Here is a 16,419-nt window from a genome sequence, read left to right as displayed (position 1 = left end):
CGATTTAGGCGCGTTTATTAAATAAATAAAACTGTTTTTAATAAATAAGGCGGGCACTTTGGTAACGCAATGTGCTCGCCTTGTTCTTTATACGCATTTATCTATGCAAATCCTACAAAAGTATCATGCAAATCCTAGTTAAATCATACAAAATAAATTTTTTTGACTCTAAAGTCTCAAGTTGTAAAACTTGCTAATCGATTAATAAATTTTCTTTCATTAACATTTAGTCACATAAATTATTTCAAATGATTATAACAACATGTCATATATTTTTCATTGAAAATCAGTAATTTTCATAAAATTTTCTAAGATTTTTGAAGATAATAAACAGATTATTCACAGTGTTTTATAAGGGTAAATAATATAGGCTACGTGATTGTACTTGCTGTGTGGCTATACGATTTTGTGGCTTATACGATTTTGTATTATTCGTGCGGCTTGTACTTAGTACTGATATTAATGATTGAATAACTACGATTTAACTACAAGTGTTCGATGAGGATGGTAGTCAATGACATTTATTTCTCGCGCAATACGCTACGTTTTGAGAAAAAGAGTAAAAACAGCAATCGTGTTTGTAATACTAGCTTTGATTTCAACGCTTTTGCTAGCATCTTCTGCAGTTGCGATTGCTGCAGAAAAAGAAGGCAAAAAGGTAGAAGAACAAGCAGAATCTAGTTTTGTTTTAGCAAATAATCCGCAAGTAAATCCTGGAACTCCTAGGGGAGCGGGAACCGTTAAACCAAGTGATGTTAAAAAAATCGCGTCACTAAAAAACGTTGATTCGTATGTTTTGCGTCAAAATGTTACAGCCGATTTAGTTGATGCAAAAGCAGCGAGAATCAAAGGTGTTCAAGACTACGATGCGCGCAGAGAAAAGCAATTTGGCAATGCTGTAAATCTAGAAGGAACAAACTCTTCTAAGGGCTTAAATGCGTTCAAAACAAAATCAATTCACATGGTTAAAGGAAGGGCTTTGCGCGAATCAGATGAGCATGCTTCCTTAATCCACGAAGATTTAGCAAAACTAAATGGCTTAAAATTAGGGGATTCGTTAACACTTAAAGCAAACCCGTTTGACGCCGATAACCTTAACCATTCTACGGAGCAAGTAAAAACACGCATAGTTGGAATTTACGGCGGAGCTAACAATCGCCCAGTTGCAACGCGTGCAGAATTAACTGCAAATACTGTGTATACAGATTTAAAAACAACCAGAGAGCTTTACAAATATAAGCCTGGAAAAGAGATATACCAGGACGCAAGTTTTAAGGTTAAAAAAGGAGTGGACGCAGATTCTGTGATTGAAGAAGCGTCTAAGCTGCCGATTGATTTGCAAAACTATCAGATTACTCGAGATGACCAGTTTGTACAAGGCATGATTGGCGCAGCAAAAGGCGTAAAATCCATGATGAACATAACGGTTATTGCAGTAAGCGCGTTTGCTGTTGTAGCTCTTGGATTGGTTCTTATTCTTTGGATTAATGAGCGTAGAAAAGAAATTGGAGTTTTAACTTCCATTGGCGTTGGAAAAGTTTCACTTGTGTTGCAGCAGCTTTTTGAGCTTGTGCTACTTGCGATTCCAGCTATTGCAATAGGCTATGGTTTTGCTAGCGCAATATCTCCATGGTTTAGCGACTGCGCATTAGGATCGGTAAAAAATTCCGCCGCGCAGCAGCTTAGCTCAATGGGTCAAGCTGGAGGAAACTTGGAATCAAGCATGGCCACTAGAACTTTAGATAAGATTGCTGTTCAAGTTAGCTTAGATTGCTTAATTCAATCGTCATTAATGGTTCTAATGATTATTATTGTTGCGGTTGCGTTGTCTTATCTTCCTATTTTGCGAAAGTCTCCTAGAGATTTGCTTGGCATGCAAAAGTAGTTGGCATGCAAAAGTAGTTGACGTGCAAAAGTAGGTGGTAAAATGACTCAAATTATAAAAAGATCTTGGCTAGCTATAGTTAGAAAACCAAGGCGTAGCGCTATTTTAGCGTTGATTATTACGGTTGTTCTTAGCGCGCTTATTTGCCAAGCGAGTGTTATTTCTTGCGTAAAAAATCTAGAGAATCAAATAACTTCCAGCATTGGCTTAGGTTTTAGCGTTTACGCAAAAACGCAAGGGCAGACTTTGCCAGAGTCTGAATCTTCCAGCGATTCTACTGGTGATTCTACTGGTGACTCCGCTAAGCAATCGCAGCAAGATATTCCTCAAGATTTGCAAAAAAACGAAGGAATTCCCGAAAGTCTTATTGCAAAATTTAAAAGGATTAGTGGAGTAAAAACCATTGCAGAAGAAAAAGATGTTTTAGCAAATCCTGTTAACGCTAAAATTGTAGCGCCAGTAAATGGTCCGCGTTTAGACAATGATGAAATGTTCTCGCTTGTTTCAATAACGGGAACAACTAAATCACAGTTAGCGCAGGGATTCCAAGAAGGATTATATAAGCTTGATGAAGGCAGCCATATTGATTCTTCGGCACCTGGCGACTCTAAGCGCGCGAAATCTGCAATAATTCACAAGAGCTTTGCTCAACAAAATAATCTTAAACTCGGGTCTGTTTTAACTCTAAAACAAGGCAGCAAAAGCATTAATCTTAAGGTTGTTGGCATTTTTTCTGGCAAGATGCAAACAAAAGGTGCGCTTCCTTCCGATTCTTCCGAAAATCGCGTAATAACTGATTTAGAATCCGCTTTTTACTTGTTTGGAAGTAAAAATCGCAGTTCTATAAAGTGTGTTATGCAAAATCCAAATAATCTAGAAAAAGCTTTAAAAGAAGCCAATAAAATCGCTAAAAACTATGGCAACGGCATGCTTTCTGTAGAAAATAATGCGCAAAGATTTGCCTCTGTTCTTCAATCTGTAAAAACAGTTAGGCAATTAGTGTTTATGATTCTATTTTGCCTTGCGATTGTTGCAGTAATAATTCTTGGCTTAGTTCTTGTATTTTGGGTACGAGGAAGGATTCACGAAGTTGGCGTTTTAATGGCAATTGGTGTAGAAAAACGTGTTATAGCTTTGCAAATGATTATAGAAGTTTTTATAATATCCGCATTTTGCTCAGTGCTGTCTACTGCGATTAGTGCTGCAATATCGTCTAGTGTTGGATCAATGCTATTAGCAAATGTTGCAAATGGTGCAATTACGTACTCATCAAATCAGCCTTTGCTAACTAGCCAAACAGCGTTTGCTATTCTTATAGGATTTGCTATAGCGTTTGTATCTCTATGTATTGCTCTTGCGCCAATAATGTTTAAAAAGCCGCGTTCTATACTCAGCTCAATTAGTTAGAGGAGATTAAAGTGGCGTATTTTGTATGCATATAGCGCTTGCGATTAGTTTGCGGAAATGTGTACAGGCCAAAATAATCATAAAAATAATAGATAAATTTATAACACAGATTCATAAAAATATAGATTCATAAAACACAGATTAATAGAATATTGGAGTTTATTATGACAACTTTATTAAAACTAAACAACGTTGATTACTCTTATGGAGCAACTAATATTGCGGTTCTTAAAAATGTTAATGCAGATTTTGAAGCTGGAAAAATCTATAGCATAACGGGGCCATCTGGAGCTGGAAAATCCACCATGCTATCTCTTCTAGCTGGTTTAGACTCGCCAACAAGCGGAACAGTATTGTTTAACGGGCAAGATATTTCAAAGAATGGTGGTTATGCTAATCATCGTAAGAACAATGTTTCTTTAGTTTTCCAGAGTTTTAATCTAATCGACTATTTGACTCCTGTAGAAAACTTGCGTCTTGTTAGCCCAAAGGCGGATTCTACGATTCTTAAAGAGCTGGGTCTTAGCGAAGACGAGTCCACTAGAAATATAACAAAGCTTTCGGGAGGCCAGCAGCAGCGCGTAGCTATTGCGCGAGCGCTTGTATCTTCTGCGCCTGTTATTCTTGCCGACGAGCCAACAGGTAGCTTGGATCCAAACACCACTAAAGAAGTTATAGCAATCTTAAAAGATGCCGCTCATAAACGCGGAAAATGCGTGATTGTTGTAACGCATTCTAGCGATGTTGCGGATGCTGCAGACGTAAAATATGTTCTTAAAAATAAGCAGCTAATAAAGAAGTAATAAAGAAGCTAATAAAACACCAATAAATCACTAATAAAACACCAATTATTAGCCATTTTTCCGTGCTTATGCGTAAAGTAAAACTTGCGTATAAACTTTGCGCATAAGCTGCGTATTTACGCATATACGGGAGGTTGTTGTGGCAGATATTTTAGATTCAAAACCTGTTGTGGCAGTTGTTATGGGCTCTTCTAGCGATTGGGAAACAATGCGTCACGCATGCGAAATCTTAGAAAAATTTAGAGTGCCGTATATAAAGCAAGTTATTTCTGCACATCGCACTCCAGAACTTATGGCAGATTTTGCGCATAGTGCTAGAAAAAACGGTTTTCGCGTGATTATTGCTGGCGCTGGTGGAGCTGCACACTTACCAGGCATGATTGCTGCTCAAACAACGCTTCCAGTTGTTGGTGTTCCTGTAAAATCCCATGCTCTTTCGGGCTGGGATTCTTTGCTTTCTATAGTGCAAATGCCTGGCGGAATTCCAGTTGCAACAACCGCCGTTGGCAATTCTGGCGCTACAAACGCGGGCTTGCTTGCTGTAAGCATGCTTAGCACAACAGATAGTCGCCTAGAAGAAGAACTTGAAGAATACCGCAAAGAATTAAAAAAGAAGGTTGAGGAATCTAATGCCGAGCTTATGTGAAGCCACTAATGGTGCTGTAAAGTGCTTAATGCCAGGGGCAACTATTGGAATTATAGGCGGCGGTCAGCTTGGTCGCATGATGGCGATTGCTGCTAGAAGAATGGGCTTTAAAATCGGCGTTTTAGATCCAGCGCATAATTGCCCAGTGTTCCAAGTTGCGGATTTTCAAGTCGAAGCTGAATATGATGATTTAGAAGCCTTAAAAAAGCTTGCTAAAAGTTGCGATGTGCTTACGTACGAATTTGAAAACGTAAACGCAGATGCTTTAGATGGTGTGCGCGATTTAGTTGCAGTTCCTCAAGGAACCGACTTATTGCGAGTTACGCAAGACCGTGTTTTTGAAAAAAGCTTTATTAACAATCATGGTATTGAAACTGCTAAATGGCGTGAAGTCAACAATTTAGACGATTTAGATAAAGCAATCGAAGAAATCGGGCTGCCTGCAATTCTTAAAACGCGCAGAGGCGGTTACGATGGCCACGGTCAAGACGTTTTGCGCACTCAAGAAGACGTTGATAATGTTTGTAAGCGCGTAGAAAATGGCCAAGAGATGCCGCCTTCTATTCTCGAAGGTTTTGTTGACTTTGCTTTTGAAGCATCAATTCTTGTTTCGGGAAATGGCAACGAATTTGTGACTTATCCGCTTGTAAAAAACGTGCATCACAATAGCATTTTGCACATGACTTTGGCTCCTGCAAATGTTGATGCTAAGGTTCAAGAAGCTGCGCATAGTTTAGCGCTTAGATTGGCTCAAGGATTTAAGCTTGCTGGAACGCTTGGAATTGAGCTGTTTATTACTAAAGATAATCGCGTAGTAGTAAATGAGCTTGCACCGCGCCCGCATAATTCGGGGCATTATACGATTGAAGCTTGCGATATGGATCAGTTTGAAGCTCATGTTCGCGGTATTGTTGGATGGCCACTAAAAGAGCCTAAGCTGCTTTCTGCGGCTGTTATGGTTAATGTTTTAGGTCAGCATGTTGCACCTACTCGCGCGCTTATTGCGGAGCATCCAGAATGGCATGTTCACGACTACGGCAAGGCACAGGTTCGTAAGAATCGCAAAATGGGTCATATTACTGTTCTTTGCAATAATCCTGTTGAGGAAGCTAATGTGTTAGACTCTACAGGTTGTTGGGATGACGAGCTTGATTAAAAGATTTTGCGGCGAAAGGTTGAATAATGGTTGGTGAGCCAATACGCAGAAACACTAAGCAAAAGGAAACAGTTCTTGAGCATTTAAAAGCTTCGCGTAATTTTGTTTCTGCTCAAAATTTGCATCGCGCGCTTGTGGAAGATGGCGAAATCATTGGGCTTGCAACCGTTTATCGCCAGCTTAATACGCTTGCACAAAGCGGAGATGTTGATACTGTGCGTTTTAATGGTCAGCAGCTTTTTAGGATTTGCGACGAGAACACGCATCATCATCATCTTGTGTGCGAAAAGTGTGGGAAAACTGTAGACATAGAGCCTCCAGATGATGAAGGTTGGATTCATAAGATTGCTGAATCTCATGGATACACGGTTATAGACCACACTTTGGAAGTGTTTGGGCTTTGTAAAGATTGCAATAGTGAGAAACTAGAGCACTGATTTAGAGCGCATAAAACACAGCGCATAAAACAAAAGAACGAGGAACAAATCCAACTTTGGGAATGTTCCTCGTTCTTGTAAGTCTACGCTTAAAGGTTCAACCTACTCAGTAACAGCCTTCTTAAGCAAAGAACCAGCGGAGATTCTAACACCGTAAGATGCAGGAATCTTAATGGTTTCGCCAGTACGTGGGTTGCGGCCAGTGCGCTCTGCGCGCTTTACGCGCTCAGCGGAGAACAGACCAGTGAGCTTCAATCCTTCGCCAGACTGCAAAGCCTCAACGAACACATCCTGGAATGCGTTGACAGCGGCCTCGGCCTGTGCCTTGGTAAGGTTGGACTTCTGAGCGATCTTCGAAACGAGATCAGACTTGTTGTATGCCATACAAGCATCCTTTGTGTTAGGGGCCTTCTCTTCCAAAGACCACTTTCACTCATAGATATTAGTACATTTTCCCTACAAATGCGCGGTTTTTCAGCGTTTTATTAAGATTTTTTTACGATTTTTTACTTTTTTTAGTGAATAAAGTGCATAAAAACCGCAAAAATGCCTTATATAGGCTTATTTATGCGGTTTTTAACTAAATATATTCTTTTTTAACTAGTTAAATTTACACTAATTTGTTATTAAATTAATCCCTTATTGCTAAGACTTTTCATTGCAAAAGCGCCTATTGGTATTCGTAACCAATAGAACATAAGGCGGTAAAGAAGAGTTGCAGATAATGCGATTGTTGGAGGAACGCCAACCGAAGTGAATGCAAAAGTCAAAGATGCTTCAACAGCTCCCAATCCGCCAGGTGTTGGAACAGCAGATCCTGCAGTGTTTGCTACTAAGAACAGCAGGACTGTTTCCCAAGGGTTTGCGTAGTATCCAAAAGCCAAAAGAGCAATCCAATATCCTAGTCCTGTTGCAAAAACAAGAATCAAACCGCCCAAAGTGCCGTTAAAAAGCTGTTTTGGTTTAGTTACAAGTTCTTTTATCTGTTTGCCATAGTCCGAAAGAATTGGAAGATATTTTTTGCGTATAAATTTGCGAATAGGAGTAATCGCCATAAACGCGCATAGGATTATAGTAACAATTCCTATTACGGTGATAAGCATATGTGTAGGAATCATTCCAGAAAGAAGGTTTTTACCAGTAAAAATTCCAACGCTAAATATAACAAGAGCGGTTACTAGCGATTGCAAAAGCCATACTGCGCTTGTAATCGCTGTTGCTTGAGATGTTGAACTACCATTTTTCTTTATAAGTTGCATGTTTACAAACGCAGGACCTACTCCAGCTGGCATAGACACGGCAGTAAAGCCAGAAGCTGCTTGCGATGTAAATAAAACACCAGCATTTGGCTTTGAATCATCCATAAAAGATCCGAGCGTAATAGAAGACCCAACCCAAGCAAGCATGCTGCATGCAAAGCAAGCAAAGACCATCACGCTATCTGCTTTTTTGAGCGCAAAAATAAATTCTTGCGGATGCCATTGAGTAACAATAGCCGAAATCGCAGCAATAATAAGGATTAAGCTAACAAAGAATCGAATATTAAAACGTGCCAAGCGTACAGTGTCGTAGTCTTCTTCGTTGTTAAGCGCGCAAACTTTTTTACTAATCTCATTTTTAAGATCTTCAAAAAGTTTTTTATTGCAAGAAGAAAGTGACCTTACAGATGCTGGAACAGCTGCTTTTTGAATAAATGGGAGTATTTGCGCAACCTTATTTGTGCCCCAAACGCTTATTGCTGATTCAACAGCAGTTTTTGCATCAATGCAAGATGCGATTATTGTTAAAAGTTGAACTTTATCTAAAGCAATATTAGTTGAATCACTGGCAACATCGCCATTTTGCCAACCTGCAATTAGGGGAGTTCCATCTTCTAGTCGCGCAAGCGATTCGGGTCCTATTCTTCTGTGTGTAATGCCTCTAGAGTTAGCAATATCAAGATATTGCATAAGTCTTTGAGCGTCTTTAGATGTAAGTGTGTTTAGATTGCAAGGAACAAGAACATTACTAGTATGAAATACCATTATTGATGATTTTTCTAGGTCTGTTACCCCATACACGTTTGCTGTTGCAAGATGCAAGTTTCTAAGAGCAAGTAGCATAGAAAGATGGTGATGTATTGAGTGTCTTGCAGAACGGTCTCGTCTAACTGGAATATCAATTAGCTTAACCCATTGCCATAGCTGATTTAGATACCCAGGCAAGTGCACTTGGTTGTCTAATACAGATATAACGTATCTTGTTCCGTGAATATCAATCGCATCGTATAGCCTTGAATTTTCAATCAAATCGTCGTCAAGACTAGACTTAAGAACTCCACTATGGTCGGTTGTTAGTGTTCTTCTATTAAGCTGAACAAGATGCGTAATGCCAATGTTTTCTAGTGCTTCAACAATATCTTTGCCCCATGCTCCCTTGCTTTGCGTTCCCTTAATAAACCGAATTAGTGTTCCAAAAGAACGTCCAATGCACCAAGATGTTAATGCGCCTGTTAGCGAATGCCAAGAAGTTACGATTAATATTGGAGACGCAATTAGCAGCGCTTGCCAAGAGAGTTTTACGATTTTGTTATCTCTTCTAGGTCCGCTAACAGTTAGAAAAGCAACCAAAACCGCGTACATGTCTGGCAATAATTCTGTGCCATGACTATTGGAAATCGAATTAAACGATGCGAATATCGAAGGATTGTTTAGCGTTGTAAGAATGTAGGAAATGTACCATACAAGCGGATACGTTAAAAGCAAAGTTATTGTTGATATTGCTGTATTAATCCATTTTTTCGAATCGATCATTGATACGATTACGCCAGCAACAATTGCGATTGTAAGCGCTTGCTGAAAAAGAGAAGATGGAAGTCCTTTTACAATCCACTCAATAATCTTCCCAGCATTTTTTGCGTCGTGTTCTACTCCTGCTGTTGTTCCCGAAAAACACGTTGCAAATAACACTACTGCTGTAGCTACGCCAGCAGATGCAATTGAGTAGATTAAATCTGCCCAATTGCGAACTAGCTTAGGCTCAACGTCGTTAATAACTAAATCATCTTTTACTTGCGATTGCATAGTACACCGTTTATTTATTAATAGTTATTAATGTTTAATAAGTTATTGAACAAAATAGTTATTGAATAAAATCCACCAAACGTGATGCAATTCCAGTATAAGATTCTGGAGTAAGATTTTTTAGCCTATTTGCAGTCTGAGCATCGAAGTTTCTAGAAGATATAAAATCTTCAACATCTTGTCTAGAAATACTATGACCGCGCATAAGCTCTTTAACTTGCTCGTACGGCTTTTCCATTCCTTCTACGCCAGCAATTTCTTGAGCGCGCATAGCAGTTTGGATTGGCTCTCCAAGAACTTCCCAATTGTTGTTAAGCTCTTCGCTCATCATTTGCGTGTTTGGATGAATTGACTTTAAGCCGCCAAGAAGATTGTTCAAAGCAAGAAGAGCGTAGCCGAATGCGGATCCAACGTTTCTTTGAGTAGTGGAATCTGTTAAATCGCGCTGCCAGCGGCTTTCGGTAAGCGTTGCACAAAGAGTGTCGAAAAGTGCGCAAGAAATCTCTAGATTTGCTTCCGCGTTTTCAAATCGAATAGGGTTAACTTTGTGAGGCATTGTGGAAGACCCAGTAGCACCTTTAACAGGAACTTGCACAAAAACGCCGCGAGAAATGTACATCCACACGTCTACAGCAAGATTGTGAAGAATATGATTAATGTGACTTACAGTGCTATAAAGTTCCGCTTGCCAATCGTGGCTTTCGATTTGTGTTGTAAGAGGATTAAAGCAAAGACCCATTCTGTTTTCTACAAATTCTTTAGAAACGTTAAGCCAATCAACATTAGGGAAAGCAGCAAGATGAGCGCCAAAAGTTCCAGTAGCACCATTTATCTTTCCAAGATACTCTTGGCAGTTAAGGTGTTTTATCTGGCGATTTAGCCTATAAACAAACACAGCAAGTTCTTTACCTAAAGTTGTAGGAGTTGCAGGCTGGCCGTGAGTGAGCGATAGCATTGGCATATCTCTATACTCTTGCGCTTTTTGAGTCAAGTAATCAACAATAGCTTGCAAATTTGGCCTATACACGTTTTCAACAGCGTTTTTTACGCAACGAGCTATAGAAAGATTGTTTATATCTTCGCTTGTGCAAGCAAAATGAACCAATGTTTTAAGATTGCTAAGCTGGGTTTTATGCCCTAATACTTGCTCTGCTTTGTCTAACTCGTCATCAATATAGTATTCAACAGCTTTAACGTCGTGATGCGTAACAGCTTCGTGAGCAGCATGGCGTTTTATGCCTTCTTCTCCAAAGTTTTCTGGGATTGCGCGCAAATAATCGCATTCCTCATCTGTTAAAGGCTTTACGCCATCTACAATCGTCTTAAAATCGTTTCCCTTATAACCGTTTGCTAGAAGAATCATCCATTCAACTTCTACACGCATGCGCTCGCGGTTTAATGCTGGTTCGCTTAAATATTCTACAAGGCTTGCGGTTTGGTTGTGGTATCTTCCATCTAGAGGAGTCAAAGCAATAGCAGGGCAAATATCAGTAAGCTTCATACTCTAAAGGTTACAGCATGGCAAAAACTACTAAGTTTTGAGCGTTGCTATTTTACTTTGCATTAGTGTTGCATAACACCTTGCCACAATGTTGTTTCTTCTAATTTTCCGCTTAATATCTTATTAAAATGTGATTCTTGAGTTCTAATTTCTTTAGACGCAAGTTGGTGAGCGTCTGTATATGCTGCTTGATGATAGTTCAAATCGTGTGTGAGTGTTCCTTCTTCTGGTACATTTTTTACTAATATTCCGTCTTTTTCAAAAATATTTTTTGTGTTGCGATTTGTGTTGCCAATCTTATTACGATTTTGTTTAGAGACATTTTCCTCATCTTCTTCTTTTCTTTTAATTCGATTAGCGCTTTTACTTGCAACTGCTTTACTTGCAACTGCGTGAATCGTAACCCAATTATTTCTGCTCGGATTACTTGCTCCGTCTAATGTTGGAACTAGCTCGTCTTCCATTTCTATGCTTGTAACCCAAGTTTTGCTTGGGATTGCGTGGTTTGCTATTGGAGACCCAGCAGTTACAACATGTTTTATGTTGTATTGTTTTGAATAGTCGCTAGCAATTCCTGCAGCAACTATTCCTCCTTGAGAATGTCCAACAAGAACAACATTGTCGTTCGCTTTAATTCCGCTCTTTTTCATAGCTTCTACAACCATTCTTGTGCTGTCTGCGTTCATTCTTACGCTTCTAGAACTGCTCATAACCTCTGCATTTTGAGGCCATCCAAAAGGAGACTTTGGTTTACCGTCGGTTCCAGGTATTGTAACAAGCCAAGACGTGCTACCGTCTTTTTGTCTAAAACGTTGAATTGCGATTGTTGCAGCATCTGGATTTGTTTTTGGAGGATGCACCGAAAGATTTCCGCTAGCAAGGCTGTTAAGATTTTCAAGCGCTTGATCAATATTGTTTACCTTATAGAGAAATATTTTAGATTGTGTGTTTTTAGGCAAAACTAATTTTGTTACTTTAAGATTGTTCCCTTGGTTTGCATCGTTGATTTTTGCGCTAAACAAGCTTAATGCGCTTGCAAAAGTGGAAACTGGCGCTTTTGAATGTTTTACATCGTTCTTTTCTTGAATGCTAGAAAAAAGACGAATAGGGATTCCTGTTACGGGGTTTATTAGAAAATGTTTAGAAAAGCCTCTAATAAATCCTTGCTGAATAGGAGCTGTTGCGTGGCTCCACTTAGAAAAGTTTTTCATGCCACTTTTTTGAGTCATGTCTAAAATCGCGCTGAATCCTACGCTTGCAAAGAATGGTACTGCAGCAATAGGGAAGATGGTAGTTCCAATAGACACAAGGTTATCTAAGGTTTCTCTATTTTTGTATTCTGCTTGAGAATATAAGTTATTTGCTCTGACTATTAGAGTTGCTAATTCACTAAGATTGTTAGACATTGATTCGCATTGGCTTGACTTTATTCTGCATTCGTTAGAATCAGGCAAGTTTTGCAAAGCATGTTGATTAATGTTTTCGCTAAAACAGTTGTTTTGGTTTTGTACAAGAGCTGCTTTTTGGCTTTCGATTTGCATTGCGGTTTGCATCCAACAAGCGCTTAGTGAGTGAAAATTGTTTGATAGTTCACTAAGTCTTGCAGCTTTTGTTCTATACGCGTTAGAATCAGCAACGCTAAGAGGTTCTCCGCCAGTTATTGTAGATTTTACTCTCCAAGGCATTATTTACCCCCAAAATTTAGCATCGATCTAAAAGTAGAATTAGCGTTAATAAAATCACCGTCAACAAAACTAGTGTTAACGTAGCTGATTTGGCATGCTTCTCTAGCAGTTTTAGCCATCTGTTCGTTAAAGGCGTTTGCGGCTCTTCCGTGCCAGTCTTTAAGCGTGTTTGAGTGTGCTTCGCTAAGCACGCTGTTAGAGCATTGTTCTGTTCTTTCTAACAGCCATTGGTAGTCGTTAAATATGTGCATACAAACATTACACACAATGTTTTTCAAATAGTCACGAAAATTCTTGCAATGTGGTTAAAGGCTATAAGCCTTGAAATATAAGGCTTTTGCGTTCTAAGTAGTTTTTTTAACGAATTTTACGATTTTTTTTTAACGAATTTTATCGCAAATTTTAGCGCGACCTACCAAGGCTTATTACTTAAGTCTTCTTTTTTAGAAGACTTAGTTTTTTCATTCTTGTTTGATTCGTCTTTAGTGAAATCATCGCTATTTTGATTTGATTGATTTTGCGAATTTTGGCTAGAATCGCTTTGATTATTTTGCTTTAGCAAGTCTTGAATTTTACTTTTTTGCGAATCGCTTAAGCTGGATTCGTTGGATTTTTCTTGCGCTTTATTAATCATGTTTTTGCGATTATTTTGGCTTGTTTGCGCATTAGAATCCGTATCTTTTTTATCTTGGTTAAGTTGCTTTTGCAAGCTTTTAGTAAGCTCTTTAGATATTATTGCGTTATGATTAATGCTTTTTAATAAGTGCGGCATTAAAATCGTGTAAGGCGATTTTGCTTCGTTAAATTGGTCATCAACCTGTTTTTGAGATACAACCAACGTTTCTTTATCTGCATCAACTTTTTTCGATGCATTTATGTTGTTTATAAGACTTTTTGTAGCAGCGTTATACGTTGATTCTGCTTTAAGATTAGTTGCAATTAAATAGATTGAAACCATGCATAAAAATATAACAATAGAAGATATTGCAATAATAGAAAATCTTAGGAATGACTTAGGTGTGATTTTGATAATCATATAAGCTTCCTCGATTTTGTAATCCAGCATGCCAATTCCCAAAGAATTAATACACTTGCAAGAATAGCAAACGGCCAAACGATTGGCTCAGGCCTAAGTCTTGGCTTAACAGTGTTGTTTTGTCTCCATTGTTTAGAAAGAATTTGCTTTGCTTCTACGCCAATAGAATGGTCTTTACTGGAATCAATATATTTTCCACTAAGCTCGTCTGCAATATTCTTAAGATTTTTTGAATCCATTTTAGAAATTCCAGGCTTTTTTGTAGAAGGGTCAATAACCCATTTTTCAGACTGTTTTATAGAAGAATCAGTTACGTTAATATCGTCTAAATCATCCAACTTAGTGCTTTTATTTGGTATTTTTCCGCCATTTTTAGAGCCAACACCAATTACGTAAGCATGATTTATGTAGCCGCGCAAAGATGAGAATGTTCTGCGCTTTCTGCTAGTGGTTTCTTCGCCATCGCTAATTAAATACAAAACAGTAACATCTTGAGGATGAGCGTTGTGAATCGCTTGAGCGGCAAGAAGAGTCTTATCTAGAGGAGCGTCTAAGCTCGTTCCGTTTGAAACTCCAACAGGCTCTGTGTTAATAGTATTAACCCAATTTTCAATGGCATTTGCGTCTGGAGTTAGTGGAACGTCAACGCTAGAAGACGCTCCAAATCTTATTGCGCTAAAGCTTGCGTTTGCGTAATTATTCGTAACTTGCTTTATTATTTGCTTTGCGCTGTTAAACCTAGTAGTGAGATTGTTGTTTAAGTCTTTAGAATCATTAACGTTCATAGAACCAGTAACATCTAAAACAAATATTACGTTTGTAGCGTTAAGAGAGCGTTGAAAAGTGCTTTTCATAATGCATGGGCATAATGCGCAAATCGCAAGCAAAACGCATATTAAAACTCTGCGAACACGCATATAAACAGTTTCATCTGTGCTATAAGAGTTGCGTTTTAGCGGGAAAATCTCAAATAGTGCTAAAACGGCAAGAATTGCAATTAAGATTAACGAAATCCAACTAAAATATATTCTCATCGTTTTATCCTTCTTGCAAAAATAAGCCAAAGAGACGCAAAAATAACCGCTAAAATTGTTGCAATACTAGGGTCATCGCTTAAAGCTGATTGAGATGAATCATTTGGAATACTCGTATGTTGCTGCTCGATTTTACGAACCAAAGCCATTACAGAATCAGCGTTATGTTGCGTTAAGAAAATACCTCCGTTTTGAGTAATTAGATCACGCATTTGCCTAGTGGTTGCCTCGTTTTCGCTTTGAGCAGACCCAGAATACAATCCATCAACTTGAATATTCGCTTGTTTTGTTAAATCCAAAGCTGCTTTAAGCGAATAAGACGGCTTTCCAGAAACAACATTGTCTGTTGCTAAAACAATAGAAGCACTGCGATTAAGGCGATTATGAGGCTTTTTAGAATTGTTAGAAGAGCCGTACACAACTCCTGGAATCATTGCAGCACAACTAACAAGACCATCTCCGATTAAAGATGTTGCTTCTTTTCGATTTTGAGTTCCATCAAGCCATGTAGAAATTTGCTGATATTGCTTTTGTTGCATATTGTCGATTTTGTCTTGCGTTTGAACTCCATCCAAGAGTTTAGAAGCGTATTGCAATTGCTTTTTAACAAGCGAATAATCGTCTGTTAGTGGAAAAACAGTTCTAGATGTTGAGTTAAAAATACTCAAGCCAATGCGCTCGCCTTGAAAATGCTCAACAAATTTTAAGTAAGCGTTAATAACTTCTAAATCGTAGGGAAGAGTGGATCCAGAAACGTCTAAGCAAAGCACAATATCTCTAGAACTCGATTGCTCGTTTGCGTCTAAAACTCTAGAAGGCCTTGCACTAAGAATTAGCGTGCATAAAAGAGCAAGAGAAAGCATTAAGGCGCATGTTCTTCGCAAAATATTCCATAATCGCCATCTTCTTGAGCATATACTTCCTTTAAGGTCTTCGTCTAAAGAAAAAGACGTTAAAAAGCTTGTTTCTAAATCTTTTGAAGATTCGATTTTATAGTTTTTAGAATTACGTTTTTTAATCTCACTTATTGCAAACGCCAATATTGCAACGATTACGCTTATTAAAACGCCAAAAACAAAGATTAGCGGCCATTTTAATCGCATTGAAAATAGTGTTGAAGCAAATATTTTGCTCATTTCTAAATTAGGTATTGCCAAATTATGCATTGCAAAATTATGTATTGCAAAAGTGCATGTGCTTAAAGTGGAGAATGTCATCTTTTATTCTCCTTTGGCTTGTTCTCCTTTGTTTTCCAACTTTCAAGAAGAACAAGAACCCACCTTGCGCCTTGATCAACATCCGTATTTTTAGCTTGATTATTATATTTAGTATCTGCAAATTCAGTAGGGTATAGTGCTGCAATAGTTTGGCGCAATAAGTCTGCTCCATGCGTGTTCTTCCAAGAGTTTCTAAGCGAACTTATGTCTGAAAGAGTATGTGATTTAATGTTTTCGCCACTGATTATCGAAACATATTGTCTTGCAATTTGAGCTAATTTTGCAAAAGCTTGATCTTTTTTAATCTTTTTTTGATTATAGTCGCTAACAACTTGCTCGATTTTTTTACGCCATTCTTGCTTATTTGCATTTAGAGTATGCGCAGCATTCTTTATATCTTTTTTAGTATTAACTTTAGGATTGATTTTGCATATAGCAAAGTAGAGCGTTGCGCTTGCTAAAAGTGCCACTATTATGCTTAAGCCAATAAAAGCAAGTAGCATTGTTTCGTCGTTTAGAACCTTTTGAACATTAAGAATACTCACTGATT

At 38.4% G+C, this 16,419-nt stretch carries 15 protein-coding genes; 6 read left to right on the top strand and 9 right to left on the bottom strand.

What is annotated here, in order from left to right; translation table 11 throughout:
• The first annotated feature begins 514 nt into the window (after positions 1-514).
• The 6 genes from HXT30_RS03145 (at position 515) to HXT30_RS03120 (ending at position 6,334) form a co-directional block, all read left to right on the top strand.
• On the top strand, positions 515-1,885 hold the full coding sequence (locus HXT30_RS03145; protein ID WP_422111809.1) for an ABC transporter permease: 1,371 nt from the start codon (positions 515-517) through the stop codon (positions 1,883-1,885).
• 42 nt (positions 1,886-1,927) lie between these two features.
• Positions 1,928-3,292 carry an ABC transporter permease gene (locus HXT30_RS03140; RefSeq protein WP_422111808.1) on the top strand — a complete coding sequence of 455 codons (1,365 nt, stop codon included), beginning with the start codon at positions 1,928-1,930 and terminating at the stop codon, positions 3,290-3,292.
• Between the two features lie 164 nt (positions 3,293-3,456).
• The gene (locus HXT30_RS03135; protein ID WP_422111807.1) at positions 3,457-4,095 is read left to right on the top strand and encodes an ABC transporter ATP-binding protein; all 639 of its coding nucleotides are present in this window, start codon (positions 3,457-3,459) and stop codon (positions 4,093-4,095) included.
• Positions 4,096-4,276: 181 nt separating this feature from the next.
• On the top strand, positions 4,277-4,741 hold the full coding sequence (purE, locus tag HXT30_RS03130; protein WP_415704275.1) for a 5-(carboxyamino)imidazole ribonucleotide mutase: 465 nt from the start codon (positions 4,277-4,279) through the stop codon (positions 4,739-4,741).
• On the top strand, positions 4,725-5,897 hold the full coding sequence (gene purK, locus HXT30_RS03125; protein ID WP_422111806.1) for a 5-(carboxyamino)imidazole ribonucleotide synthase: 1,173 nt from the start codon (positions 4,725-4,727) through the stop codon (positions 5,895-5,897). Before purE ends, purK begins: the two co-directional genes overlap by 17 nt.
• A 26-nt stretch (positions 5,898-5,923) precedes the next feature.
• Positions 5,924-6,334, top strand: a complete 411-nt coding sequence (locus tag HXT30_RS03120) for a Fur family transcriptional regulator (RefSeq protein ID WP_016840232.1) — start codon at positions 5,924-5,926, stop codon at positions 6,332-6,334.
• A 102-nt stretch (positions 6,335-6,436) separates the two neighbouring features.
• Here HXT30_RS03120 and HXT30_RS03115 read toward each other — a convergent pair whose 3' ends face one another.
• From HXT30_RS03115 to HXT30_RS03075, 9 genes are all read right to left on the bottom strand, one after another.
• Positions 6,437-6,718 carry an HU family DNA-binding protein gene (locus HXT30_RS03115; RefSeq protein ID WP_004112617.1) on the bottom strand — a complete coding sequence of 94 codons (282 nt, stop codon included), beginning with the start codon at positions 6,716-6,718 and terminating at the stop codon, positions 6,437-6,439.
• A gap of 242 nt (positions 6,719-6,960) precedes the next feature.
• Complete coding sequence (locus HXT30_RS03110; RefSeq protein ID WP_422111805.1) at positions 6,961-9,396, bottom strand: lysylphosphatidylglycerol synthase transmembrane domain-containing protein; 2,436 nt, start codon at positions 9,394-9,396, stop codon at positions 6,961-6,963.
• A gap of 58 nt (positions 9,397-9,454) precedes the next feature.
• Positions 9,455-10,897, bottom strand: a complete 1,443-nt coding sequence (purB, locus tag HXT30_RS03105; RefSeq protein ID WP_422111804.1) for an adenylosuccinate lyase — start codon at positions 10,895-10,897, stop codon at positions 9,455-9,457.
• A gap of 62 nt (positions 10,898-10,959) precedes the next feature.
• On the bottom strand, positions 10,960-12,582 hold the full coding sequence (locus tag HXT30_RS03100) for an esterase/lipase family protein (RefSeq protein WP_422111803.1): 1,623 nt from the start codon (positions 12,580-12,582) through the stop codon (positions 10,960-10,962).
• Positions 12,582-12,833 carry a hypothetical protein gene (locus tag HXT30_RS03095; protein ID WP_016801473.1) on the bottom strand — a complete coding sequence of 84 codons (252 nt, stop codon included), beginning with the start codon at positions 12,831-12,833 and terminating at the stop codon, positions 12,582-12,584. The genes HXT30_RS03100 and HXT30_RS03095 overlap by 1 nt, the downstream gene beginning before the upstream one ends.
• Before the next feature lie 161 nt (positions 12,834-12,994).
• Positions 12,995-13,648 carry a DUF6466 family protein gene (locus HXT30_RS03090; RefSeq protein ID WP_422111802.1) on the bottom strand — a complete coding sequence of 218 codons (654 nt, stop codon included), beginning with the start codon at positions 13,646-13,648 and terminating at the stop codon, positions 12,995-12,997.
• The gene (locus tag HXT30_RS03085) at positions 13,615-14,652 is read right to left on the bottom strand and encodes a vWA domain-containing protein (RefSeq protein WP_415701363.1); all 1,038 of its coding nucleotides are present in this window, start codon (positions 14,650-14,652) and stop codon (positions 13,615-13,617) included. The genes HXT30_RS03090 and HXT30_RS03085 overlap by 34 nt, the downstream gene beginning before the upstream one ends.
• Positions 14,649-15,788, bottom strand: a complete 1,140-nt coding sequence (locus HXT30_RS03080) for a vWA domain-containing protein (protein WP_422111829.1) — start codon at positions 15,786-15,788, stop codon at positions 14,649-14,651. The genes HXT30_RS03085 and HXT30_RS03080 overlap by 4 nt, the downstream gene beginning before the upstream one ends.
• Before the next feature lie 77 nt (positions 15,789-15,865).
• Positions 15,866-16,414, bottom strand: coding sequence for a hypothetical protein (locus HXT30_RS03075; RefSeq protein ID WP_016635800.1), 549 nt, complete (start codon positions 16,412-16,414; stop codon positions 15,866-15,868).
• Between the last annotated feature and the right edge of the window lie 5 nt (positions 16,415-16,419).

Origin of the sequence: Gardnerella sp. DNF00571G (genome assembly GCF_049262695.1) — a bacterium.
GTDB classification, from domain to species: Bacteria; Actinomycetota; Actinomycetes; order Actinomycetales; family Bifidobacteriaceae; genus Bifidobacterium; species Bifidobacterium piotii.
This window is presented reverse-complemented; position numbering and strand designations above follow the sequence as displayed.